The sequence below is a fragment of the Paraburkholderia sp. MM5384-R2 genome (assembly GCF_014201025.1).
GTDB lineage: Bacteria > Pseudomonadota > Gammaproteobacteria > Burkholderiales > Burkholderiaceae > Paraburkholderia > Paraburkholderia tuberum.
In genome coordinates this window covers 201,273-223,975 of record NZ_JACHDI010000008.1, presented here as the reverse complement: position 1 = coordinate 223,975, position 22,703 = coordinate 201,273, and the positions used below count along the sequence as shown (strand labels likewise).

Sequence of the window (22,703 nt, the reverse complement as noted above, 5' to 3'; positions counted from 1 at the left end):
TGTAATATCCGCCGTCAAGTAAATGATCCGCCGTCAAGTCCATGCCCATCGCGGCTTTCCATCATCGCGGCAATCCTCAACCAGCGTTGCGCTCAACAAAAACGGACCGCGCTATTGCAATTGGCAAGTGCGCCCCGAACTCCGGTCCGAACGTTGCGCAGCATGGCGCACGGCGGCGTAAAGTAGCAGTAGTTCAAGGCAGTCAGGCGCGCACGCATCGTCGGCGCCGCTCACATTCTCTGGAGGTTTTCATGTCGCTTTTTGACAGCATTTCGCGCACGCTCAAAGGTCTTTTGAACGATGCGGCCGACTCGGTGCAGGATCCGTCGCGCGACTCGCGCCAGATCGTGCGCGAACTCGACGACAGCATCGGCAAGGCCGAGAACTCGCTGATCGAGATTCAGGCGCAGGTCGCCACCCAGCAAAGCAAGCGCGATGTTGCCGCGGACAAGGCGAAGAAGTATGAAGACGGTGCTCGCCGTGCGCTGCAGTCCGGCGACGAAGCGCTCGCGCGTGAAGCGCTCGGCGCGCAGGCCACGGCCGAAGCCGAACGCGATGCGCTGACCAAAGAACTGACTTCGCTGGAGCCGTCGGTCGCGCAACTGACGAGCCAGATCGAGGACATGCGCACGCGCCGCAACGACCTGAACGCGCGCTCGAACATCCTGCAAGCCAAGCAGCAGATCGCGCAGGCGAAAGATACCGCGGCCACCGCACTCGGCGGCATCGGCGGCAAGAACCTGTCCGAGGATTTCCAGAAGCTCGAAGATAAAGTCGCGCTGTCGAACGCGCGTTCCGACGCACGTCTGAACTCCGCCGACGAGAAAAGCGGCAAGGCGCTCGACGACAAGCTCGCGGATCTGAACCGCGGCCCGTCCGTCGACGATCGGCTCGAAGCGCTGAAGAAGCAGCTCAATACGCCGGCGCAGTAAATGCCGGATGCGTGTACTTCCTCGCAGCAAGTACACGCAGCAATGACAGCAGTAGCAGTACATGCCGGTGCGCTCGCTTCTGAACGCACCGGCATACCGGCCGCCACAGGCAGCCACCGCAATCGACTGATGGAGACGGGCGCGCCCCGCCCGGTCCGCAAATGAAAAAACTTTTCGCAACCGCCTTCGCTTCGCTGCTGCTCGTGTCGGCCGCGGCGTTCGCGGTGCCGACCGCTCAGCAAATCGAATCGGCGATGTCGCAGGGCAACTGGCAGCAGGCCGACGCCGGCCTCACCGAAGTGTTGCAAGCGCATCCGAACAACGCGCACGCGCACTATCTGTACGCCCAGGTGCTCGATCGCGAAGGCCGTTCCGCCGAGGCGCTCGCGCAGCTCCAACAGGCAAAGACGCTCGATCCGCAGGTCCGCTTCACCGACCCGAGCCGCTTCGCGCAAACCGAAGCGCGCCTGCGCCGCGACGCGGAACGCGCGGGCGGCAACGTCACCCGTCACGCCGCGAATCCGTTCGCGCAGCAGAATGCGCCTGCTGTGCAGCAACAGTCGGCGATGATGTCGCAAGCGCAACAACGGCATGGTCCGGGGGTGGGTATGTGGATCGGTATCATTGTTCTGATCGCGGTGATCGCGCTCGTGCTGCGCTGGACCTTGCGCCGCGCGCGCAGCCAGGAAGACACGCGCGCCGACGAGGACCGCCGCGCGCAATTGAAGCGCGCCACCGACATGCTCAACACGGTGCGTTCGATCAAGCTCGACGTGAAGCTATCCACCGTGCCGGGTCACGAGTTGCTCGAGAAAGACGTCGAAGCGACCGAAGAGCAGTTGCGCGGCGCCGTCGAAACGCTGTCGAACGGCAAGAATCCGCTGCCGCCCTATGCACTCGACGAGTTCGAGCAGCGCATCGCGAGCCTGCGCGCGCGCGCCGACGGCCGGCCCGATCCGACCGCCGCGTCCGTGGGCAGCGCTCAGCAATCGACGTACGCTCAGGAGGCCGAGCGCTTCGGCAACCCGCAACCGCCTTATCCGCAACAGGGTCCCTATCAGCAGCAGCCGCAGGTCATCGTTCAGCAAGGCGGTGGCATGGGTGGCGGCATGGGCGGTCTGCTGACCGGCGTGCTGCTTGGCGAGGCGCTCAGTCACGGGCGTGACCGCGTAGTCGAGCGCGACGTGATCGTCGACCCCGACGAACTGCGCCGGCGCGGCAACGACGGCGGAAACGGCGGCGGCCTCGACTTCGGTCAGGGTTCGAACGACTGGAACGATGACGGCAGCGGCGGCGGCATCGACATGGGCAGCAACGACGATTCCGGCGGTTGGACCGATACCTGATCGAACCCGATCGATCCGCGTCGAATGAAAAGACAGGCTCCTTCGCGGAGCCTGTTTTTTGCCTGCCGGTTTTGTGTACCGCCTTCGTTCAAGTCAGGCCCGCGCCGACTCCGCCTGGCTACCCTCGTGCTGCGCGAGCACGACCGCCCCCGCAAACAGCCGCACGATGAAACGTTCCGCGTAATCGATCAATGCGTCGCGGCGCGCGGGGTTCGCATCGATATATTCAGCGGATAGATGAAACAGTTGCAGCACGATCTGCGTGCAGACTTCGTCGACGGTCTCGCGCGCGAGTCGCGGCATCAATTCGAGCTGCACGACGTCGTCCGCCATCTCCGCCGACACCTCGTGCAGGTTCGCGCGCACCGCTTCGCGCAAAGCCGGCGACGTGCCGTGGTATTCGGCCAGCGCGCTCAGGAACGCCTCGCGGTTCGCGAGCGCGAACGCGAAAAACGCGACGCACGCGCGCCGCGGCACGCTGTGCGGTTCGTCGTGCGCGGCGAGCCAGCGCTCGCGCCGCAGCATCGGCCGAAGCCGTCGGCTCACCGAGGCAACGGCTTCGCGCGCAAGCTCGTCGAGCGCGCTGAAATGGCGGTAGAACGTGTTCGGATTGAGCCCCGCCTCGCGTGCGAGTTCGCGCAAGCCGAGGCTCGCGAAACTGCGGCCGCCGGCGGTCAACCGCAGCGCGGCCTCGATCAGCTTGCGCTTGCCGGGCGGCAACTCCGGGCCGGCGACGGACGCTGCTTCGGGGACGGTCGTCATCGTGCGTTCAATCGTCGCGCGGTATGCGCGTTTAATAGCTGCACTCTAAACGATCTTGACGCGATGTGTACAGTTGTCTACCCTGCGCGTTAAGCCGTGTGTAGACAGCCGTAGACGCGCGATCTCGCCCCTGCCCGTCGCGCCGCACGAGTCCAGCGCGCCGTAGCCGCTATCGTTTCACCCGCCGCTTTCGCCCCGTGCCGGAGACCGCCGTGACGCCTGCCCCTTCCGCTTCACCCACCGCGCTGCGCATTGCGATCGTCGGCAGTGGCTTTGCCGGCATCGGCATGGCCATCCGTCTGCAGCAAATGGGCATCACGTCGTTTACGGTCTATGAGGCCGCGAGCGGCATCGGCGGCACCTGGCGTGACAATACCTACCCCGGCGCGGCCTGCGATGTCCCCTCGCATCTCTATTCGTTCTCGTTCGAGGCGAATCCGGCGTGGTCGCGCTCGTTCAGCAGCCAGGCCGAAATTCTCGCGTATCTGCAGCACTGCGCGCGCAAGTACGGCGTCGATCGCTACGTGCGTTGCAATGCGAAAGTGAGCGCCGCGCGCTTCGACGAAGCGCGGCAGATCTGGCTCGTCGAACTCGACACGAACGGCGCACGCGAAATCGTCGAGGCCGACGTGCTGATCGCCGCGAACGGTCCGCTGTCGCGTCCCGCGCTGCCGCGCATCGCCGGCATCGAACGTTTCGAGGGCAAGCTGTTCCATTCGGCGCGCTGGGATCACGCCTATCCGCTCGACGGCAAACGCGTCGCGGTCATCGGCACCGGCGCGAGCGCGATCCAGTTCGTGCCGAAAATTCAGCCACATGTCGCGCATCTGGCTCTGTTCCAGCGCACCGCGCCGTGGGTGATGCCGAAGCGCGACAAGCCGATCGGCCTTCGCGCGCAATGGCTGTTCCGTACGCTGCCGTTCACGCAGCGCTTCGTTCGCAGCGCGATCTATTGGCAGCTCGAGTCGCGTGGGATCGCGTTCGTCGTCAATCCGAAGCTGATGAAGATGCCGATGAAGTTCGGCCTCAGCTATTTGCAGCGACGCGTCAAGGACCCGGTGCTGCGCGCGAAGCTCACGCCGAACTACCGGCTCGGCTGCAAGCGCGTGCTGCTGTCGAGCGACTATTACCCGGCCGTCTGTCAGCCGAACGTCGGCGTCGTGACGAGCGGTATCCGCGAGATCGTCGCGGATGGCATCGTGACCGACGACGGCGTGCACCACCACGCGGACGCGATCATCTGCGGCACCGGCTTCCAGGTCAACGACGTGCCCGCGCCGTTCGAAGTGACCGGCCTCGACGGCACCGACCTCAGCACGCTATGGCTGCGCGATGGCCCCGAGGCCTATCTCGGCACGAGCATCGCGAACTTCCCGAACTTCTTCATGATCGTCGGCCCGAACACGGGGCTCGGCCATAACTCGATGATCTACATGATCGAGTCGCAACTGCGGTATATCGGCGATTGCCTGCGCGTGCTGCGCAAACAGAATGCGCGCACGATGACCTTGCGCGCCGACGTGCAGCGCGATTTCAACGCGCGTTTGCAACAGGAGATGCGGCACGCGGTGTGGACGAGCGGCTGCCACAGCTGGTATCAAACACAGAGCGGCAAAGTCACCGCGATCTGGCCCGGCTTCACGTTCAGCTTTCGCAAGCGTACGCGCCGCGTGCGGCCGCAGGATTACCGCTTCGCGCGTTGAGTCCGCACAATGGCAATCCGGCGCCGCGGGCATGGGCCGGCGCATTCGTTACCCGCCACCGCTCAGCAACTGCAACAGCTCCCACAGAAACTTCACGATGATCACGATCAGTTCCCACAGCCGATACAGCGGCTGCCAGTCCAGCACGCGCAGAAGGGACTCGATCATCGCTATCGTCAGAAGAAGTGAGGGCCGCGATTTCCAGTTCGAGCACGCGTCGCGGGCGATGCCCGCGCGTCGCGCAAGCTCAAACCGCCATCACGGCCCGCCTGCGCTCCGCGCGCTGCATGAAGAAGTTCGCCGCGACGACGCCGACCGTGACGACCGCGATGAACAGCGTCGCGAGCGCATTCATCTCCGGGTTCAGACCAAGTCGCACGCGCGAGAACACGACGAGCGGCAAGGTCGTCGAGCCGGGACCCGACAGGAACGCGGACAGCACGAGGTCGTCGATCGACAGCGTGAACGACAGCAGCCAGCCCGACACCAGCGCCTGTGAGATCAGCGGCAGCGTGACGAAGAAGAACACGCGCAGCGGTGTCGCGCCGAGGTCGAGCGCGGCTTCCTCGAGCGACGGATGCAGCTCGCGCACGCGCGATTGCACGATGATCGCGACGTACGAAATACACAGCATCACGTGACCGATCCAGATCGTGAAGATGCCGCGTTCGGCCGGCCAGCCGATCCAGCGCGCCATTTCGATGAACAGCAGCAACAGCGAGATGCCCTGAATCACTTCGGGGATCACCAGCGGCGCGTTGATCATGCCGGTGTACAGCGTGAAGCCGCGAAAGCGCCCCATGCGCGCGAGCACGAAGCCGGCCCACGTGCCGATGATCACCGACGCGAACGCCGTGAGCAGGCCGATACGCAGCGACAGCCACGCCGACGTGATCAGCTCGCCGTCCTGCAACAGCGCCGCGTACCAGCGCGTCGAGAAGCGCGTCCACACCGTCACCAGTTGCGATTCGTTGAACGAATACACGACGAGGCTGACGATCGGGATATACAGAAACAGAAAGCCGATGCCCAGAGCGATCAGCTGCAGCATGCGATTCGGCTTCATTGGCGGCCCTCCTCCAATGCCTTCGCCTGGGCATGCTGGAACAGCGCCATCGGCACCAGCAGCAGCAACACCATCGCGCATGTGACGGCAGACGCCATCGGCCAGTCGGCGTTGTCGAAGAACTCATTCCACATCACGCGGCCGATCATCAGCGTGTTCGCGCCGCCGAGCAGCTCAGGAATCACGTACTCGCCGACCGCAGGAATGAAAACCAGCAGACAGCCGGCGATGATGCCGTTCTTCGACAGCGGCAGCGTGATCTGCCAGAACGCCTTCCACGGCTTCGCGCCGAGGTCGTAGGCGGCTTCGAGCAAGGTCAGGTCCATTTTCACGAGATGCGCGTACAGCGGCATCACGAGAAACGGCAGGTACGAATAGACCATGCCGATATAGACCGCCGTGTTCGTGTGATACAGCTCGATCGGCGAATGGATCAGGCCGACCGACATCAGGAAGTTATTTAGCAGCCCGTTGTTCTTCAGAATGCCGATCCATGCGTACACGCGGATCAGGAACGAGGTCCAGAATGGCAGCATCACGGCCATCATCAGCAGATTGCGGGTGGCCGGATTGGAGCGCGCGATGTAGTACGCCATCGGATAGCCGATCAGCAGACACAGCACGGTCGAAATCGCCGCGACCACGACCGAATTCACATAGGTCGCGAAGTACAGGCTGTCGGTCAACAGAAACGCGTAGTGCGACAGATCGAGCGTGATGTGCAGCGCGCCTTCCGCGAAGGTGACGAGCTGCGTGTACGGCGGAATGCCGAGCCGCGAATCGGCGAAGCTGATCTTCACGACCAGCAGGAACGGCACGAGGAAGAACAGCAGCAGCCAGATGAACGGCCCCGCCACCACCGCGGTGCGTCCCCTGAACTTCAGACGCCGCACGGGCCACGCGAAAAACGACGAAAGCGCCTCTTTCATGACGTCAGCACCACGCCGGCCGATGCGCTCCAGCGCACGTAGACTTCGTCGCCCCAGGATGGCGGATCGATTTCGGTGAGCGCCAGGCTAGTCACGTTCGCGATCACGGTCTTGCCGCCGTCGAGCTTCACGTGATACAGCGAATAGCCGCCCATGTACGCGATATTCGTGACGACGCCCCTGCCCCAGTTGTAGGCGCCCTCCGGCGGCTTACGCGTGAGGGCGACGCGTTCGGGGCGCACCGAGATCGTCACCGGCATGCCGAGCGGACCGGTGATGCCGTGATTGACGTGCAAATGGCACGTCAGATCCGGCGTTTCGATGAACACGTGATCGGGCTCGTCCTCGACCGTGCGGCCTTCGAACAGATTGGTCGAGCCGATGAATTCCGCCGAGAAACGGCTGTTCGGGTACTCGTAGACTTCATGCGGCGTGCCGAGTTGCACGATCTGGCCTTCGCTCATCACGGCGAGGCGGTTGGCCATCGTCATCGCTTCCTCCTGATCGTGCGTGACCATCATGCAGGTGACGCCGACCTGGTCGAGAATATTGACGAGCTCGATCTGCGTGCGCTGGCGGATCTGCTTGTCGAGCGCCGACATCGGCTCGTCGAGCAGCAGCAGCTTCGGCCGCTTGACGAGCGAGCGCGCGAGCGCAACGCGCTGCTGCTGGCCGCCCGACAGCTGATGCGGCTTGCGCTTCGCGAAGCGGCCCATCTGCACGAGGTCGAGCGCGTTGTGCAGGCGGTCTTTCAGCTCGGCCTTCGGCACACCTTCCTGCTTGAGGCCGAACGCCACGTTCGCCTCGACCGTCATGTGCGGAAAGAGCGCGTACGACTGGAACATCATGTTGACCGGCCGGCGATACGGCGGCAGTTGCGCGAGGTCTTCGCCATCGATCAGGATCTTGCCCGACGTCACGGTTTCGAGCCCGGCCATCATGCGCAGCAACGTCGACTTGCCACAGCCCGAGCTGCCGAGCAGCGCGAACAGCTCGCCCTTCTTCACCGTCAGATTGACCCCTTTGACCGCGACAGTTTCGCCGAACTTCTTCACGACATCGACGATCTGGATGAACTGCTCCGCTGCGTCTCCCGTCACGGCGTTCGAGCCCGTCGACGGCACGGCCGTCCCGGACAGCGCGCCCGGCTGGTCACTACTCATCATAATGCTGCTTCACTCCGGCGTTTGACGAACAAAGCCCCCGGTGAACACCGAGGGCTTCATAGGCTGCTTATCTGTTTGTTGTCGCGCTCAGCGGCCGGACTTGAACTCGGTCCACAGCCGCGTTTGCAGCCGCTGGATTTCCTGCGGCAGCGGCTTCAACAGGAACAGCGTCTTGATGGTTTCCGGCGACGGGTACACGGCCGGATCGTTCGCGACGTCCTTGTCCACGTACTTGCGCGCTTCCATATTGACGCTCGGGTAGTACACGGCGTTGGTGATCGCGGCGTGCACCTGCGGCGTCTCGATGTAGTTGATCCACTCGAGCGCGGCTTCCTTGTGCTTCGCGTCCTTCGGAATCGCCATCACGTCGAACCACACCGGCGCGCCGCCCTTCGGCACGAAGTACTCGATCTTGTACGGCTTCTTCGCCTCGATCGCGCGATGCTTGGCGATCACGACGTCGCCCGACCAGCCGTACGCGAAGCAGATGTCGCCGCCGACGAGGTCGTTGATGTAGCCCGACGAGTTGAACTGCGTGATGTACGGGCGGATCTTTTTCAGCATCGCGAGCGCGGCGCGGTAGTCGGCCGGGTTCGTGCTCATCGGGTCCTTGCCCATGTAGTGCAGCGCGGCTGCGAACATCTGGTCCGGCGCGTCGAGCACCGACACGCCGCAGGCCTTGAGCTTCGAGATGTATTCCGGCTTGAACAGGATGTCCCAGCTATCGAGCGGCGCGTCCTTGCCGAGGATCTGCTGGACCTTCGTCACGTTGTAGCCGAGGCCGGTCGTGCCGTACGCCCAGGGCACCACGTACTTGTTGCCCGGATCGGCGCCGGCGACGAGCGCCATCAGCGACGGGTCGAGGTACTTCAGGTTCGGCAGCTTCGATTTGTCGAGCGGCTCGAAGATGCCCGCGGCGATCTGCTTGCCCGCGTAGTTGCTGGTCGGCACGACGATGTCGTAGCCCGAGTTGCCGGTGAGCAGCTTCGCCTGCAGCGTGTCGTCGCTGTCGTAGTTGTCGTACTTGACCTGGACGCCGGTCTGTTTGGTGAAGTTCGGTATCGTGTCCTTTGCGATGTAGTCGGACCAGTTATACACATTGAGCTGCGTATCCTTCGCAGCGGCCGTCAACCACGGCGCCGCGCACAAGATCAGCGCCGCCATATGCCCCACTATCCGCTTGTTCATCCCGTTCTCCGATCCTCTCGTCACTCAAGCCGCGCCGTCGCCCGCACGGTCCCCTGAAAACCCCGAAAACTACCACCAATTATTGCCCGCACAAAAAAAAACCCGGAGCTGTCGCGCAAACGGTACAGGCTCTGGCCGCACCCTTGCAAAATGGGCGCAATTTTAGCGGGTTATCGGCCCGTGTCTACCGAAAAATACGCCGTCGTCGGCCGCGCTTTATCCGCGCTGGGCACAGGTTGCGAGGGTTTCATCGCGTCGCTGTTATCTGGTTGTCAGTTCGGCGTTGGCTCGCACCTGGGCGGTGCGCCGCTCTGGCGCGCGCGAGTGCCGGACGGTGCTTGCCGGTGCAAAGCCGCGTCGGCGTCCGGCGCGCCTTTCATGCGCCGCGGCGCCGCCACGACGGCTCGAATGCTCCTATCATGATCTTTTGATGCGTATTGCGCGACGTCGTCGCGCGACGGCCGGCCAGCCGCTGCGCGCGTGCGATGGGCATGTGACTTGCAACAGGATGCGTTTCCCACAAGCTCTGGCACGATGAACACCAATCCTTTCGCGATGCGTCCCGACCGGCGCCGGCGCCTGCCGGGCGAGCCGACGCGTCCCGCGCACTGGTTCTCGTTCCTCGGCGCCGGCGCGCTGATCGCGGTCGGCTATATCGATCCCGGCAACTGGGCGACCGCGCTCGGCGCCGGCGCGGGCTACGGCTACCGCCTGCTCGGCATCGTGCTGCTGTCGAGCCTGATGGGGATGCTGATGCAGTGGCTGTCGTCGCGCCTCGGCGTCGTGACCGGGCGCGACCTCGCGCAATTGTGCCGCGAGCGCAATGGCCGGCGCGCGACGCTGTTCCTGTGGCTGACGAGCGAGGTCGCGATCATCGCCTGCGATGTCGCCGAGGTGGTCGGCAGCGCGGTCGCGCTGCAACTGCTGCTCGGCGTGTCGCTGACGGTCGGCGTGCTGATGTCGGCGGTCTGCACCTTCGCGCTGCTCGCGCTCCAGCAGAAAGGCGGCCGCAGGCTGGAAGCGGTGATCGCCGCGCTGATCGGCTTCGTCGGCCTGTGCTTCGTCGTGCAGCTCGCGCTCGCGCGGCCCGACTGGCACGCGGCGCTCGCCGGCACCGCGCCGAGCCTGGAGCTGATCAGAAGCGCGGGCATGCTGTGGCTCGCGGCGGGCATCGTCGGCGCGACGGTCATGCCGCACAACCTGTATCTGCATTCGGCACTCGTCAAGCATCACGCGCCCGACAGCAGCGACGCGCAGATCAAGGCCGCGCTGCACGTCGTCAATCTCGATACTTTCGGCTCGCTTGCGTTCGCGTTCGTGATCAACGCGGCGCTGCTGATCGTCGCGGCGGCCGTGTTCTATGCCAGCGGTCATCGCGACGTGACCGATCTGGCCGATGCGCACCGGCTGATCGCGCCGCTCGTCGGCAGCCGCTGGGCCGGCATCCTGTTCGCGACGGCGCTGCTCGCGTGCGGACTCAGCGCGACCGTCACCGGCACGCTGGCCGGTCAGACGGTGATGGAGGGCTTCCTGCGGCTGCGGTTACCGCGCTGGAAACGCGCGCTGCTCACGCGTGCGCTCGCGATCGGGCCGGCCCTGCTCGCGGTGGGCATGTTCGGCCAGCATGGCTCGAATCAGTTGCTGGTCGCGAGCCAGGTCGTGCTGAGCTTGCAATTGCCGCTCGCGGTCGTGCCGCTGATCCGCTGCGCGTCCGACGCGGCGCTGATGCGCGGCTGGCGCGTGCACGGCGTGCCGCTCGCGCTGTCATGGCTGTCGGCGGCGTTCATCATTGCGCTCAATGGCGCGCTGATGTGGCAACTGGCGACTTCGGCATGATCGCAGACGCAAAGGTCAGCGCAATTGACATGAAGTTCGCACGACGCTGAGCGGCGCATGCAAGGCGCACGGCGCGCATCGGTTAACATAGCGGGACTTCGCCTCCCCGCCTCAAGGTTTCCGATGACTTCGAATCTCCACGATCTTCCCGACAGCCCGTGCATCGGCGTCTGCTCCACGCTCTTCGACGAGGTCTGTAAAGGCTGCGGCCGCACCGCCAGCGAGGTGTCGAACTGGGTGTTTCTGAGCGACGAGGAAAAGCTCGCGATCTGGGCCCGGATCGAACGGGAAGGCACGGCGATGCGGTTTCAGAACGACAGGGTGTGAGGGTGTTCGTTGCGCGCATCGCACGTTGACGCGACCATAAAAAAAGCCCGCTTCGACGAAGCGGGCTTTTTTTTGCTGTGACGCGATTCGATCAGCGTGAACCGAAGCGCTTATTGCACGCCCTGACTCGTCAGGAAGTCCTCATAGTTGCCACCGAAGTCGTTCAGCGTGCCATTGGTCTTCACTTCGATGATCCGGTTCGCGAGACCGCTCACGAACTCGCGGTCGTGCGACACGAAAATCAGCGTACCGTCGAACTTGTCGAGCGCGATCTGCAGCGACTCGATCGACTCCATATCCATGTGGTTGGTCGGCTCGTCCATCAGCAGCACGTTGTGGCGGCCCAGCATCAGCTTGCCCCAGATCATGCGGCCCTTCTCGCCGCCCGACAGCACCTTGACCGACTTGCGAATGTCGTCCGCGTTGAACAGCAGCCGGCCGAGCGTGCCGCGCACCATCTGCTCGTCGTCGCCTTCCTTGCGGTACTGGTCGATCCAGTCCATCAGCGTGACGTCGCCCGGAAACTCTTCGTACGTGTCTTGCGGCATGTAGCCGACGTTGGCGTTTTCCGCCCACTTCACCGTGCCGTGGTCGAGTTGCAGATTGCCGAGCAGCGAGCGCAGCAGCGTGGTCTTGCCCGCGCCGTTCTCGCCGATGATGGCGATGCGCTCGCCCGGCTGTACGCTGATGCTGAAGTTATTGAAGATCGAGCGCTCGTATTTCTTGGAGATGCTGTCGGCGACCACCGCGATGTTGTGCAGCTTCTTCTCGAACTCGAAGCGGATGAACGGGTTCTGCCGCGACGACGGCTTGAATTCCTCGATCTTGATCTTGTCGATCATCTTCAGACGGCTGGTGGCCTGGCGCGCCTTCGACTTGTTCGCCGAGAAGCGGCGCACGAAGTCCTGCAGATCGGCCACGCGCTCCTTCGCCTTCGCGTTGGCGGCCTGCTGACGCTCGCGCGCCTGCGTGCTGGCGAGCATGTAGTCGTCGTAGTTGCCCGGATAGACCTTCAGCGTGCCGTAGTCCATGTCGGCCATGTGCGTGCAGACCTGGTTCAGGAAGTGCCGGTCGTGCGAGATGATGATCATCGTCGAGTTGTACTGGTTGAGAACATCTTCCAGCCAACGGATCGAGTTGATGTCGAGGTTGTTGGTCGGCTCATCCAGCAGCAGCACGTCCGGCTTCGAGAACAGCGCCTGCGCGAGCAGCACGCGCAGCTTCCAGCCGGGCGCCACGTTGCTCATCGGGCCGTTGTGGTCTTCGATCGCAATGCCGATGCCGAGCAGCAGCTCGCCCGCGCGCGCTTCGGCCGTGTAGCCGTCGTACTCGGCGAACTTCGCTTCGAGCTCGGCCGCGTGCATGTAGTCGTCGTCGGTCGCGTCGGGGTTTGCGTAGATCGCGTCGCGCTCGGTCATCGCCGCCCACATTTCGGCGTGGCCCATCATCACGACGTCGAGCACGCGCACGTCTTCGTACGCGAACTGGTCCTGGCGCAGCTTGCCCAGACGCACGTTCGGCTCGAGCATCACGTTGCCCGAGCTGGGCTCGAGATCCGAACCGAGAATCTTCATGAAGGTGGATTTACCGCAGCCGTTCGCACCGATCAGGCCATAGCGATTCCCTCCCCCAAATTTGACCGAAATGTTCTCGAAGAGGGGCTTCGGCCCGAATTGCATGGTGATATTGGCAGTAGACAGCACAGCGCGTCCCTTTGAATGTGATATCGGCGAAAAACCCAATATTTTAGCAGGTTTAGAGATTTCAACCCGACAGTTGGTCCGGCGCGGCCCGCGTCACCCGTTCGAGCCGCCGCGCGGCGTCTGCAGAATGTCGATAAAGGCCGAAAAATCCGCGTCGGCGAGCCCCATCGCGGCACCCTGTCGCAGCAATTGCTGGACCGTCGACGCGACCGGCATCGGCGTGCCGGTCTCGTAGGCGCTCCCCCGCCGCGCCGTCCGCCCCCCGCCCGCCTCGCCGAAATCCGCCACCCGCCGCGCCAGCGCGCGCGTCGCGGCCGGCGCAATGCTCGAATGATCGACGATCCAGCGCATGCGGCGCGGCGCCGCAGGGCCGCCATCGAGCAGCCCCGCCGGGCCGAACACGATCTGCTCGACCGCCGCCGCGTCCGCTGCGCACAGCAGCACCGCGTCGCAGCGCGCGGCCAGCTCACGCGGCGTATCGACGACGTGCGCGCCCTCGGCCCGCAAGGCCTCGGCCTTGGCTCGCGTGCGGTTCCACACATGCACGCTATGACCCGCGCGCAGCAGGTGCCGGATCATCGGCGCGCCCATCAGGCCGGGGCCGCAAAAACCAGTTTCCACGTTCGAACCTCGTCGGCTATCAGATTGAATGGCTTATGTTGCGTACAGATGATCGCGACCGCGCCCCGCGCTGAAGTCGCGCGATACCGGGCATGCGATGTGCAGTATCGATGGTTCGAGCGGCGACGTCTGGTCCGCCGCGCAGGCGATTGCGCTGGCGAGGACGCATATGTCCGTCGGACTGCGCGAACCGTTGCCTATACTTTTTTCCATGCACGTTTCCGAGCAGCGTTTTACTGACCAGCGGCGCACACCAAGGAGGAACTCATGTCAGAACACGTTTACAAGAAGATCGAACTGACCGGTTCGTCGAAGCAATCGATCGACGACGCGATCACCACCGCGATTGCCAAAGCGTCGGAAACGCTGCGCAATCTGCACTGGTTCGAGGTCACGGAAACGCGCGGCCAGATCGAGAACGGCAAGGTCGCGTACTGGCAGGTAACGTTGAAGGTCGGCCTGCGCATCGAGGACTGAGCGGCGACCGCACGACACGCTTGCCCGTTGCGACGCGCAAGCCGCAAACAGAAAAGCTGCGTCCAGGCGGGGCTGGACGCAGCTTTTTTTCAACAACGGACCGCCCGATTTACTTCGGCAGCGACCCGTCGACACCCTCCACGTACCAGTTCAGGCGCTGCAGTTCCGGATCGGTCAGCGTCTTGCCTTCAGGCACCTTCACCGTGCCCGACTGATCCTTGATCGGGCCCGTGAACACGTCGCGCTTGCCGCTCGCGAGTTCGTCGCGCTTCGCGGCAACCTGCTTCTGCCCATCGGCCGGAATCGCCGACGTGTTCAGGTCCTCGAGGTTGACAGCCTTCTGCGGAATGCCCCACCACACCGGATCGTTCTTCCACTTGCCGTCGAGCACCTGCTGGATCACCGCGCTGTAGTACACGCCCCAGTGCGCGACGACCGAGCCGAGATGCGCATCAGGACCGAACTTCTTCATGTCCGAATCCCAGCCGAACGCGTGCACGTGCTTCTCCGACGCGGTCGCGAGCGTCGCGCTCGAATCGGTGTTCTGCAGCAGCACGTCGGCGCCCTGGCCGATCAGCGTTTCGGCGGCCTGCTTTTCCTTGCCCGGATCGAACCAGCTGTTGATCCAGATCACCTTCGTATGCACCTTCGGATTCACCGAGCGCGCGCCGAGCGTGAACGCGTCGATGTTGCGCACCACTTCCGGAATCGGCACCGACGCGACGAAGCCGAGCGTGTTGCTCTTCGTCACGTAGCCCGCGGCGACGCCGGCCAGATACGCGCCCTGGTACATGCGCACGTCGTAGGTGCCGAAGTTCGGCGCCTTCTTGTAGCCGGTCGCGTGCAGGAAGATGGTGTCCGGGAAGTCCTTGGCGACCTTCAGCTCGAAGTCCTGGTAGCCAAAGCTCGTGCCGAAGATGATCTTGTTGCCCTTGTTCGCGAGATCGCGGAACACGCGCTCGGAGTCGGCCGATTCGGGCACGTTCTCGACGCGCGTGATCTTGATCCTGTTGCCGAACTTCGCTTCGGCTTCCCGCGAGCCCTGGTCGTGCGCGTAGGTCCAGCCGGCATCGCCCGGATTGCCGAGATAGACGAACGCGACGCCCGGCACGTCGGCGGCCTGCGCGGTTTGCGCAAGCGGCGCCGCAAGCGCCAGCGACGCCGCACCCCAAGCGAAAGCGGTCAGCAGATTTCTTCTCTTCATGTTTTTTTCCCTGTCGTAATGAGCGAATAGTTTGAGCGGATCGATAGAGAACCTGTGTCGCCGTCAGCCCGCCGAGAAAAACGGCTTGCCGAGCGACGCGGGTGCATTCAGGCGAATCGTGTTCGGATTGCGCGAGATCAGCGCGAGCACGACGATCGTCGCGACGTACGGCAGCATCGCGAGGAACTGCGTCGGCACCGGCACACCGATCGCCTGCGCATAGAACTGCAGCCCCGTCACCGCGCCGAACAGCAGCGAGCCGATCAGCAGTCGCCCAGGGCGCCACGTCGCGAACACCACGAGCGCGAGCGCGATCCAGCCGCGGCCCGAGGTCAGGTTCTCCTGCCACAGGTGCAGATTGACGATCGAATAGTAGCCGCCCGCGAGCCCCGCCATGCCGCCGCCGAACGCGACCGCCCCATAGCGCACGCCGACCACCGGAAAGCCGACCGAATGCGCGACCTGCGGCGATTCGCCGACCGAGCGCAGCACGAGTCCCGCGCGCGTGCGATAGAGGAACCAGCCGATCGCGGCGAACATCAGGAACGCGAGGTAATCGAGCGGCGTGAGGTTAAACAGCGCGGGGCCGAGCACCGGGATGTTCGACAGGCCGGGGATCGTCCACGTATCGATCGTCGCGCGCACCGCCGCCGACGTGTACGGCTTGCCGACGTACGCGGACAGCCCGATGCCGAAGATCGTCAGCGACAGGCCGGTCGCGACCTGGTTGGCGAGCATCGTCAGCGTGAGGAACGCGAACAGCAGCGACATCGCGAGACCGGCGCCGATCGCGGCGAGCACGCCCAGCCACGGGCTGCCGGTGATCGACGTGACCGCGTAGCCGCTGACGGCGCCCATCAGCATCATCCCTTCCACGCCAAGATTGAGTACGCCCGATTTTTCGGCGACGAGTTCGCCGGCGCCCGCGAACATCAGCGGGATCGACGCGGTGATCGCGCTCGACGTGAGCGCGCTGGCTTGCTGGATATCCATATCGAGTCTGAAAGCGGATTAGCGAGCTGATTGGCAAACTTAACGAGCCACTGCTGCGGCCGAGCGGCGCCGCACGCGGTAGTTCACGAACAGGTCGGCGCCGAGCAGGCAGAACAGCAGCAGCCCCTGGAACACGCCCGAGAGCGCCTGCGGCAATTGCATCGAGGTCTGCACCGCTTCGCCGCCGAGATACAGCAACGCCATCAGCAGACTGGCGAGCACGATGCCGAGCGGATGCAGCCTGCCGACGAACACGACGATGATCGCGGTGAAGCCGTAGCCCGGCGACCACGTCGCCTGCAACTGGCCGATCGGACCGGCGATTTCGCCCATACCGGCGAGGCCCGCGAGGCCGCCGCTAATCAGCAGCGACGTCCAGATCGTCTTCTTGTCGGAGAAACCGGCGTAACGCGCGGCGAGCGGCGCAAGTCCGCCGACGTTCATCCGGTAGCCCGCGAAGCTCTTGCGCATGAACAGCCAGACGAGCGGAATCGCGATCAGCGTGAGGAACACGGACGCGTTCAGGCGCGTGCCACGCAGAAATTTCCAGTGCCAGTCGCCATACAGCGTCGGAAACAGCGCGTCGCCGCTGAACATCTCCGACAGCGGGAAGTTCATGCCCTGCGGATCGCGCCACGGGCCGCTCACGAGATAGATCAGCAGTTGCGTCGCGACGTACGTGAGCATCAGGCTCACGAGAATCTCGTTGGTATTGAAGCGGCTCTTCAGAAACGCGGGAATCGCGGCCCACGCCATGCCGCCGAGGATGCCGGCCGCCATCATGGTCGGCAGGATCCACCAGCCGCTCGCCTGATCGAAATAGATCGCGACGCCGCTCGCCGCGATGCCGCCGAGCAGCATCTGCCCTTCGGCGCCGATGTTCCACACGTTCGCGCGATAGCCGATCGCGAGACCGAGGCCGATCAGGCACAACGGCGACGCCTTCAGCAGCAGCTCCGACCAGCCGTTGATGCTCGACAGCGGCTCGATGAAAAACCCGTGCATCGCCTGCAGCGGGTCGCGGCCGACGAGGCCGAAGATCAGGAAGCCGATCGCGAGCGTCAGCAACGCGGCGATCAGCGGCACGGCGAGCTGCATCGTGCGCGACGGCGACGTGCGGGCTTCGAGTCGATAGGGAAGCATCATGGGTAGCGTGTATTTGTTCGGGTTCTGTTCTTCAGGGTCCGCATTCGCGTGCGTGGTTAGCGTGTTGGCGTGGCCGGCGGGCAACGCCTCGCCTCATGCATGCGCCGGTTGATCCGCCGCGGGCGCCGCGCCCTCGCGGTCGCCGAACAGCCCCGCCATCCAGCGGCCGATTTCCTCGGCGTTGGTCGCACCGGTCGCGCGCACCGGCGAAAGCCGCCCGCCCGCGAGCACCGCGATGCGATCGCAGATATCGAACAGCTCTTCCAGTTCCTCCGAGATCACCAGAATCGCAACGCCGCGCGCCGACAGATCGAGCAGTTGCTGACGGATGAACGCCGACGCGCCGACATCGACGCCCCACGTCGGCTGAGCGACCACGAGCACCTTCGGCGCCTGCAAAATCTCGCGGCCCATGATGTATTTCTGCAGATTGCCGCCCGACAGACTTTGCGCGAGCGCGTCGGGGCCGCCGCAGCGCACGTCGAACGCGTCGATGCAGCGCTTCGCGAATGCGCGCATCACACCCGTTTTGATCCAGCCCGAGTTGACCATGCTCTGCCGATGCGCGGTGAGCAGCGCGTTGTCGGCGAGGCTCATCGCCGGCACCGCGCCGCGGCCGAGCCGCTCTTCGGGCACGAAGCCGAAGCCGAGCGCGCGCCGAGCGCCCGCGCCGAGGCGCGCGGCCGGTTTGCCGCAGATCGTGACCGCGTCGGCCGGCAGGCTGCGTGTTTCAGCGCGCTTCTCGCCGGACAACGCCGCGAGCAGTTCCGCCTGCCCGTTGCCCGACACACCGGCAATGCCGAAGATCTCGCCCGCATGCACGCTGAACGACACGTCGCGCAACGAGGTGCCGAACGGATCGTCGCTCGCGACCGACAACTGCCTGACATCGAGCAGCACCGCGCCCGGTTTGTGCTCGCGCCGCGTGTAGTCCGGCAGCGAGTGGCCGACCATCAACTGCGCGAGCGATGCATGCGTCTCGTTCTTCGGCGTCACATGGCCGGTCACGCGACCGCCGCGCATCACCGTCGCGGTGTCGCACAACTCCTGGATTTCGTCGAGCTTGTGGCTGATGTAGAGGATGCTGCAGCCCTCGGCCGCGAGCCGGCGCAGCGTCGTGAAGAGCTTGCGGACCGCCTGCGGCGTCAGCACCGAGGTCGGTTCGTCCATGATCAACAGACGCGGATTCTGCAGCAGGCAGCGCACGATTTCGACACGCTGCCGCTCGCCGACGGTGAGGCTGTGGACATGCCGCTGCGGATCGATGTCGAGCCCGTAGTCGGCCGACACCTCGCGAATGCGTTTGGCCAACGTCTTCAGATCGAACGGTTCGTCGAGCGCGAGCGCGATGTTTTCGCCGACCGTCAGCGTCTCGAACAGCGAGAAGTGCTGGAACACCATCCCGACGCCGAGCTTGCGGGCGGCCGCCGGACTCGCGATCTCGACCGTCTCGCCTTCCCAACGGATCTCGCCGGCGTCGGGTCGCACGGCGCCGTAGATGATCTTCATCAGTGTGCTCTTGCCCGCGCCGTTCTCGCCGAGCACCGCGTGGATTTCGCCGGGCGCGACGACGAGCGTGACGTCGTCGTTGGCGCGCACGGCCGGGTACTGCTTCGTGATGCCCGTCAGCGCGAGCCGAGGCACCGCCTGGCCGGTGAGTTGCGCGCCGTCGCTAAGTGGAGTGTCGCTCATGAGATTCCGTAGTGCGTTCGTGACGCTGCTTGCCGCCTGCTTGTCACCTGTTTGCCGCCGGATTGCGGACTATCGGTCCGCCTCGCCGGCGGGCGATCCGTCACCACAACCGGATGACAATACCTAATTCGCCCCACTCAGTCGAGTTGACAAAATTCCCGCAAACCCCCGCCGCTACAAGCTCTGCGGGTATGTCGCCCTTGACGCCGTTTTTCGTCCATATTAAAACGCATATACCCCCACGCTCGTTCGATCAGCCAGCACATATATTTGGAGAATCCATGAGCCAGCAACGCGAGGCGATCGACACGTACCTGCTGCGCGTGTTGCACACGCTACTGATGGAGCGCAGTGTCACCCGCGCCGCCGTCAAACTGAACCAGTCCCAACCTGCCATCAGCGCGGCGCTGCGCCGTCTGCGCGACATCACCGGCGACCCGCTGCTGGTGCGCGGCAAGTCCGGCATGGTGCCGACCGAGTACGGTCTGCGCCTGCTCGAACCGGTGCAGAACGCGCTGCGCGAAATCGAGCGCATCAAGTTCCAGCAGCACAACTTCGATCCGGCCACGTCGATCCGCTGCTACCGGATCGGCTGTCCCGACTACCTGAACGTGCTGTTCGTGCCGACGGTCGTCGAACGTTTCCGCAAGGCCGCACCGAACGCGACGCTCGAATTCCATTCACTCGGCCCCGCGTTCGACTACGAACTCGCGCTCGAGGACGGCAAGCTTGACATCGTGGTCGGCAACTGGCCGGAGCCGCCCGAGCAGTTGCATCTGTCGAACCTGTTCGTCGATCAGATCGTGTGCCTGATGAGCAACACGCATCCGTTCGCCAAACGCGGCGGGCTCACGCTCGACCAGTACCTGAACGCGCCACATCTCGCGCCGACGCCGTATTCGGTCGGCCAGCGCGGCGCGATCGACGTGCACCTCGCGCGCGAGCGGCTCAAGCGCCATGTGGTCGTCACGCTGCCCTACTTCAATCTCGCGCCGTACGTGCTGATCAAATCCGATCTGATCTTCACGACGACGCGCCTCTTTGCCGACTACTACGCGAAGTTTCTGCCGCTGACCGTGATGCCCGCGCCGCTCGACTTTCCGCCGATGCAGTACTACCAGCTGTGGCACGAGCGCGTGCATTATTCCGATGAAGTGCGCTGGCTGCGCGGCGTGGTTGGCGAGGCGACCCGGACGTTGATCGAGAAGCCCTGACGCCGCATGCGGCGCCGATCGCACCGGCGCCGCCGCTCACGGATCAGCGACTCGCGGCTTGCGCGCGGCGCGGCGCGAGTGCCGCCCCTTGCGCTCGAGCTCAAGCGGCCGCCTCGTAAAGCTGCCGCGCGAGCGCGTTATGCCGCTCGATCACCGGCCCGAGTTCGAGCGTCGCCAACTGCCCATTCTTTACCACCACCTTGCCGTCGATCACGCTATAGCTGACCTGCGACGGCGCGCAGAATACCAGAGCCGCCACCGGATCGTGCAGTGCGCCGGCAAAGTGCGGCTGACGCAGATCGAACGCGACGAAATCCGCGGCCATGCCGGGCGCGAGCGCGCCGATGTCGTCGCGATTGAGCACGCGCGCACCACCCAGGGTCGCGATTTCGAGCGCCTCGCGCGCGGTCATCGCATCGGGCCCAAAACCGACGCGCTGCAGCAACAGCGCCTGGCGCACTTCGGCGACCATCTGCGCACCGTCGTTCGACGCCGAGCCGTCGACGCCGAGCCCGACCGGCACGCCCGCGAGCCGCATGCGCTTGACCGGCGCGATGCCCGACGCGAGCCGCATGTTCGAGCACGGACAGTGTGCGACGCCGGTGCCGGTGCGCGCGAACAGCGCGATGCCCGCGTCGTCGAGTTGCACGCAATGCGCATGCCATACGTCATGGCCGACCCAGCCGAGATCGTGCGCATACTCGGCCGGCGTCATGCCGAACTTCTCGCGGCTGTACTCGACGTCGTTGAGGTTCTCCGCCAGATGCGTATGCAGCGACACGCCGTACTGGCGCGCGAGCGCCGCCGATTCGCGCATCAGGTCGCGGCTCACCGAAAACGGCGAGCACGGCGCCACGACGACGCGCAGCATGGAGTAGCGCCCATCGTCGTGATACGTCTCGATCAGACGCTGCGTGTCCTTCAGGATGTCCGCTTCGCGCTCGACCACCGAATCGGGCGGCAGGCCGCCGTCCTTGCGTCCCACGCTCATGCTGCCGCGCGCCGCATGAAAGCGCATGCCGATTCGGCGCGCGGCCGCGATGCTGTCGTCGAGACGGCTGCCGTTCGGATAGATATACAAATGGTCGCTCGACGTCGTGCAGCCCGACAGCAGCAGCTCGGCCATCGCGGTCAGCGTCGATACTTCGATCATGTCAGGCGTGAGGTTCGCCCACACCTTGTACAGGTTCGTGAGCCAGCCGAACAACTCGGCATTCTGCGCGGCGGGAATCGCGCGCGTGAGGCTCTGGTACATGTGGTGATGCGTGTTGACGAGGCCCGGAATCACGAGATGGCCGTGCAGGTCGAGTACCTGGTCGGCCGATTGCGGCAGTTGCGCGGTCGGTCCGACCGCGACGATCCGGTTGTCCTCGATATACAGCCCGGCGTCGCGCAGTTCGCGCCGCTCGTCATCCATCGTGACCAGCACGTCTGCGTGCTTCACGAGCATCGTTTTACCGGGTTGTTTCAGTGCTTCATTCATCGTCATTCGTCTGTCCGCCTGATTGCCTGCATGCAAAGCCGTTCGAACGCGATGCGCCGGCACGCCACCGTGCCGTCGCGTTCCGTTGAACGCCATTGGCCCGGTTACCCAGCATGAGTCGCCGTCTTCGGGGTTGTCCGTGCCAAAGGCCTGCCTTTGCACGGGTGGGTCGCGCCGCACAGCGCTTACCTTCGGTAGCCAAAATCCCGCTGACAACCCGCGCGGTTGCGATACCCAACTTCACACCGCCAATATAGTGGTGCATTTTTGGCGCCGGTACGATCGGCCGATGAGCCGGCGCGGCTTTCGTCTGGCTGTCCATCATGCGCGAACTATTATCTTTCCTATCGCTCGCGCTCGGGACAGAGCATCCTTTCTACAATGGCTGTCACGGCGCTCGCTTCGATTCGCCGACGGGTATGTAGCCACTGACGTGGAGCCTCGATCCGCCGCAAACGTAATGGATCGGGCCGCCGCCGACACCTCGCATTCACACAAGGACAATTGCGAATGGGCAAGCTCACTACCCACGTGCTCGACACCGCGAACGGCCGTCCCGGCGCAGGCATCAAGGTCGAACTCTTCGCGCTCGCGGGCGACACGCGCCGCGCGCTCAAAACCACGCTCACCAATCACGACGGCCGCTGCGACGAGCCGCTGCTCGAAGGCGACGCGCTCGTCGCGGGCGAGTACGAACTCGTGTTCGGCGCGGGCGACTACTTCGCGTCGCTCGGCACGAAGGTGCCGGAACCACGCTTCGTCGATCGCGTCGTGCTGCGCTTCGGCGTCGCCGATGCCGATGCGCACTATCACGTGCCGCTGCTGGTGTCGCCGTTTTCGTACAGCACGTATCGGGGCAGCTAGCCCTGCTGGATGCGAGCCGCGTCCGAACCGGCACGAACAGACCTGGACAGG

At 64.6% G+C, this 22,703-nt stretch carries 20 protein-coding genes; 8 read left to right on the top strand and 12 right to left on the bottom strand.

What is annotated here, in order from left to right:
* Nucleotides 1-251: 251 nt before the first annotated feature.
* Nucleotides 252-932, top strand: coding sequence for a PspA/IM30 family protein (locus HDG37_RS15990; RefSeq protein ID WP_184049273.1), 681 nt, complete (start codon nucleotides 252-254; stop codon nucleotides 930-932).
* Nucleotides 933-1,093: 161 nt separating this feature from the next.
* A complete protein-coding gene (locus tag HDG37_RS15985) occupies nucleotides 1,094-2,278 on the top strand; it encodes a M48 family metallopeptidase (RefSeq protein ID WP_184049271.1) in 1,185 nt (394 codons plus the stop codon).
* A gap of 93 nt (nucleotides 2,279-2,371) precedes the next feature.
* Here the strand turns inward: HDG37_RS15985 and HDG37_RS15980 are convergent, their stop codons facing one another.
* Nucleotides 2,372-3,040 (bottom strand): TetR family transcriptional regulator, encoded by a 669-nt coding sequence (locus HDG37_RS15980; RefSeq protein WP_184049269.1) that lies wholly within the window; start codon nucleotides 3,038-3,040, stop codon nucleotides 2,372-2,374.
* 212 nt (nucleotides 3,041-3,252) lie between these two features.
* Here HDG37_RS15980 and HDG37_RS15975 point away from each other — a divergent pair, with 212 nt between their 5' ends.
* Nucleotides 3,253-4,743 carry an NAD(P)/FAD-dependent oxidoreductase gene (locus HDG37_RS15975; RefSeq protein WP_184049266.1) on the top strand — a complete coding sequence of 497 codons (1,491 nt, stop codon included), beginning with the start codon at nucleotides 3,253-3,255 and terminating at the stop codon, nucleotides 4,741-4,743.
* Nucleotides 4,744-4,990: 247 nt separating this feature from the next.
* Here HDG37_RS15975 and HDG37_RS15970 read toward each other — a convergent pair whose 3' ends face one another.
* The 4 genes from HDG37_RS15970 to HDG37_RS15955 form a co-directional block, all read right to left on the bottom strand.
* The gene (locus HDG37_RS15970; RefSeq protein WP_090805341.1) at nucleotides 4,991-5,809 is read right to left on the bottom strand and encodes an ABC transporter permease subunit; all 819 of its coding nucleotides are present in this window, start codon (nucleotides 5,807-5,809) and stop codon (nucleotides 4,991-4,993) included.
* The gene (locus HDG37_RS15965; protein WP_184049263.1) at nucleotides 5,806-6,738 is read right to left on the bottom strand and encodes an ABC transporter permease subunit; all 933 of its coding nucleotides are present in this window, start codon (nucleotides 6,736-6,738) and stop codon (nucleotides 5,806-5,808) included. Before HDG37_RS15965 ends, HDG37_RS15970 begins: the two co-directional genes overlap by 4 nt.
* A complete protein-coding gene (locus HDG37_RS15960; RefSeq protein WP_184049260.1) occupies nucleotides 6,735-7,901 on the bottom strand; it encodes an ABC transporter ATP-binding protein in 1,167 nt (388 codons plus the stop codon). The genes HDG37_RS15965 and HDG37_RS15960 overlap by 4 nt, the downstream gene beginning before the upstream one ends.
* A gap of 90 nt (nucleotides 7,902-7,991) precedes the next feature.
* Nucleotides 7,992-9,092, bottom strand: coding sequence for a polyamine ABC transporter substrate-binding protein (locus HDG37_RS15955; protein ID WP_184049257.1), 1,101 nt, complete (start codon nucleotides 9,090-9,092; stop codon nucleotides 7,992-7,994).
* Nucleotides 9,093-9,626: 534 nt separating this feature from the next.
* Between HDG37_RS15955 and HDG37_RS15950 the strand changes: the two genes are divergently transcribed.
* The gene (locus HDG37_RS15950; protein ID WP_184049254.1) at nucleotides 9,627-10,928 is read left to right on the top strand and encodes an Nramp family divalent metal transporter; all 1,302 of its coding nucleotides are present in this window, start codon (nucleotides 9,627-9,629) and stop codon (nucleotides 10,926-10,928) included.
* A gap of 123 nt (nucleotides 10,929-11,051) precedes the next feature.
* Entirely contained in the window at nucleotides 11,052-11,255 is a 204-nt protein-coding gene (locus tag HDG37_RS15945) for a DUF1289 domain-containing protein (protein WP_184049251.1), read from the top strand.
* A gap of 110 nt (nucleotides 11,256-11,365) precedes the next feature.
* Here the strand turns inward: HDG37_RS15945 and HDG37_RS15940 are convergent, their stop codons facing one another.
* Complete coding sequence (locus HDG37_RS15940) at nucleotides 11,366-12,958, bottom strand: ABC-F family ATPase (protein ID WP_090800503.1); 1,593 nt, start codon at nucleotides 12,956-12,958, stop codon at nucleotides 11,366-11,368.
* Nucleotides 12,959-13,051: 93 nt separating this feature from the next.
* Nucleotides 13,052-13,579, bottom strand: coding sequence for an NAD(P)-binding domain-containing protein (locus HDG37_RS15935; RefSeq protein ID WP_184049248.1), 528 nt, complete (start codon nucleotides 13,577-13,579; stop codon nucleotides 13,052-13,054).
* Nucleotides 13,580-13,846: 267 nt separating this feature from the next.
* Between HDG37_RS15935 and HDG37_RS15930 the strand changes: the two genes are divergently transcribed.
* Nucleotides 13,847-14,056 (top strand): dodecin, encoded by a 210-nt coding sequence (locus tag HDG37_RS15930; protein WP_184049245.1) that lies wholly within the window; start codon nucleotides 13,847-13,849, stop codon nucleotides 14,054-14,056.
* 109 nt (nucleotides 14,057-14,165) lie between these two features.
* Here the strand turns inward: HDG37_RS15930 and HDG37_RS15925 are convergent, their stop codons facing one another.
* The 4 genes from HDG37_RS15925 to HDG37_RS15910 form a co-directional block, all read right to left on the bottom strand.
* Nucleotides 14,166-15,260: a BMP family ABC transporter substrate-binding protein gene (locus tag HDG37_RS15925; protein WP_184049242.1), complete on the bottom strand. Its 1,095-nt coding sequence runs from the start codon at nucleotides 15,258-15,260 to the stop codon at nucleotides 14,166-14,168.
* 63 nt (nucleotides 15,261-15,323) lie between these two features.
* Nucleotides 15,324-16,253: an ABC transporter permease gene (locus HDG37_RS15920; RefSeq protein WP_184049239.1), complete on the bottom strand. Its 930-nt coding sequence runs from the start codon at nucleotides 16,251-16,253 to the stop codon at nucleotides 15,324-15,326.
* A 39-nt stretch (nucleotides 16,254-16,292) separates the two neighbouring features.
* Nucleotides 16,293-17,399, bottom strand: coding sequence for an ABC transporter permease (locus HDG37_RS15915; protein ID WP_090805345.1), 1,107 nt, complete (start codon nucleotides 17,397-17,399; stop codon nucleotides 16,293-16,295).
* Nucleotides 17,400-17,492: 93 nt separating this feature from the next.
* Nucleotides 17,493-19,091 (bottom strand): ABC transporter ATP-binding protein, encoded by a 1,599-nt coding sequence (locus HDG37_RS15910; RefSeq protein ID WP_184049236.1) that lies wholly within the window; start codon nucleotides 19,089-19,091, stop codon nucleotides 17,493-17,495.
* A gap of 281 nt (nucleotides 19,092-19,372) precedes the next feature.
* Here HDG37_RS15910 and HDG37_RS15905 point away from each other — a divergent pair, with 281 nt between their 5' ends.
* Nucleotides 19,373-20,305: a LysR substrate-binding domain-containing protein gene (locus HDG37_RS15905; RefSeq protein WP_184049233.1), complete on the top strand. Its 933-nt coding sequence runs from the start codon at nucleotides 19,373-19,375 to the stop codon at nucleotides 20,303-20,305.
* Between the two features lie 100 nt (nucleotides 20,306-20,405).
* On the opposite strand, the gene HDG37_RS15900 is transcribed toward HDG37_RS15905, so the two are convergent.
* Nucleotides 20,406-21,794, bottom strand: a complete 1,389-nt coding sequence (locus HDG37_RS15900; protein WP_260334879.1) for an 8-oxoguanine deaminase — start codon at nucleotides 21,792-21,794, stop codon at nucleotides 20,406-20,408.
* Between the two features lie 504 nt (nucleotides 21,795-22,298).
* On the opposite strand from HDG37_RS15900, the gene uraH reads away from it, so the two are divergent.
* Complete coding sequence (uraH, locus tag HDG37_RS15895; protein WP_090800513.1) at nucleotides 22,299-22,652, top strand: hydroxyisourate hydrolase; 354 nt, start codon at nucleotides 22,299-22,301, stop codon at nucleotides 22,650-22,652.
* The last annotated feature ends 51 nt before the right edge of the window (nucleotides 22,653-22,703 follow it).

Bases quoted from the DNA above. Each gene is read 5' to 3' on its own strand.
- HDG37_RS15980 (WP_184049269.1), bottom strand. From the start codon at position 3,040: ATGACGACCGTCCCCGAAGCAGCGTCCGTCGCCGGCCCGGAGTTGCCG.
- HDG37_RS15945 (WP_184049251.1), top strand. From the start codon at position 11,052: ATGACTTCGAATCTCCACGATCTTCCCGACAGCCCGTGCATCGGCGTC.
- HDG37_RS15925 (WP_184049242.1), bottom strand. From the start codon at position 15,260: ATGAAGAGAAGAAATCTGCTGACCGCTTTCGCTTGGGGTGCGGCGTCG.
- HDG37_RS15950 (WP_184049254.1), top strand. From the start codon at position 9,627: ATGAACACCAATCCTTTCGCGATGCGTCCCGACCGGCGCCGGCGCCTG.
- HDG37_RS15970 (WP_090805341.1), bottom strand. From the start codon at position 5,809: ATGAAGCCGAATCGCATGCTGCAGCTGATCGCTCTGGGCATCGGCTTT.
- HDG37_RS15960 (WP_184049260.1), bottom strand. From the start codon at position 7,901: ATGAGTAGTGACCAGCCGGGCGCGCTGTCCGGGACGGCCGTGCCGTCG.
- HDG37_RS15965 (WP_184049263.1), bottom strand. From the start codon at position 6,738: ATGAAAGAGGCGCTTTCGTCGTTTTTCGCGTGGCCCGTGCGGCGTCTG.
- uraH (WP_090800513.1), top strand. From the start codon at position 22,299: ATGGGCAAGCTCACTACCCACGTGCTCGACACCGCGAACGGCCGTCCC.
- HDG37_RS15910 (WP_184049236.1), bottom strand. From the start codon at position 19,091: ATGAGCGACACTCCACTTAGCGACGGCGCGCAACTCACCGGCCAGGCG.
- HDG37_RS15990 (WP_184049273.1), top strand. From the start codon at position 252: ATGTCGCTTTTTGACAGCATTTCGCGCACGCTCAAAGGTCTTTTGAAC.
- HDG37_RS15900 (WP_260334879.1), bottom strand. From the start codon at position 21,794: ATGACGATGAATGAAGCACTGAAACAACCCGGTAAAACGATGCTCGTG.
- HDG37_RS15920 (WP_184049239.1), bottom strand. From the start codon at position 16,253: ATGGATATCCAGCAAGCCAGCGCGCTCACGTCGAGCGCGATCACCGCG.
- HDG37_RS15955 (WP_184049257.1), bottom strand. From the start codon at position 9,092: ATGAACAAGCGGATAGTGGGGCATATGGCGGCGCTGATCTTGTGCGCG.
- HDG37_RS15930 (WP_184049245.1), top strand. From the start codon at position 13,847: ATGTCAGAACACGTTTACAAGAAGATCGAACTGACCGGTTCGTCGAAG.
- HDG37_RS15905 (WP_184049233.1), top strand. From the start codon at position 19,373: ATGAGCCAGCAACGCGAGGCGATCGACACGTACCTGCTGCGCGTGTTG.
- HDG37_RS15985 (WP_184049271.1), top strand. From the start codon at position 1,094: ATGAAAAAACTTTTCGCAACCGCCTTCGCTTCGCTGCTGCTCGTGTCG.
- HDG37_RS15915 (WP_090805345.1), bottom strand. From the start codon at position 17,399: ATGATGCTTCCCTATCGACTCGAAGCCCGCACGTCGCCGTCGCGCACG.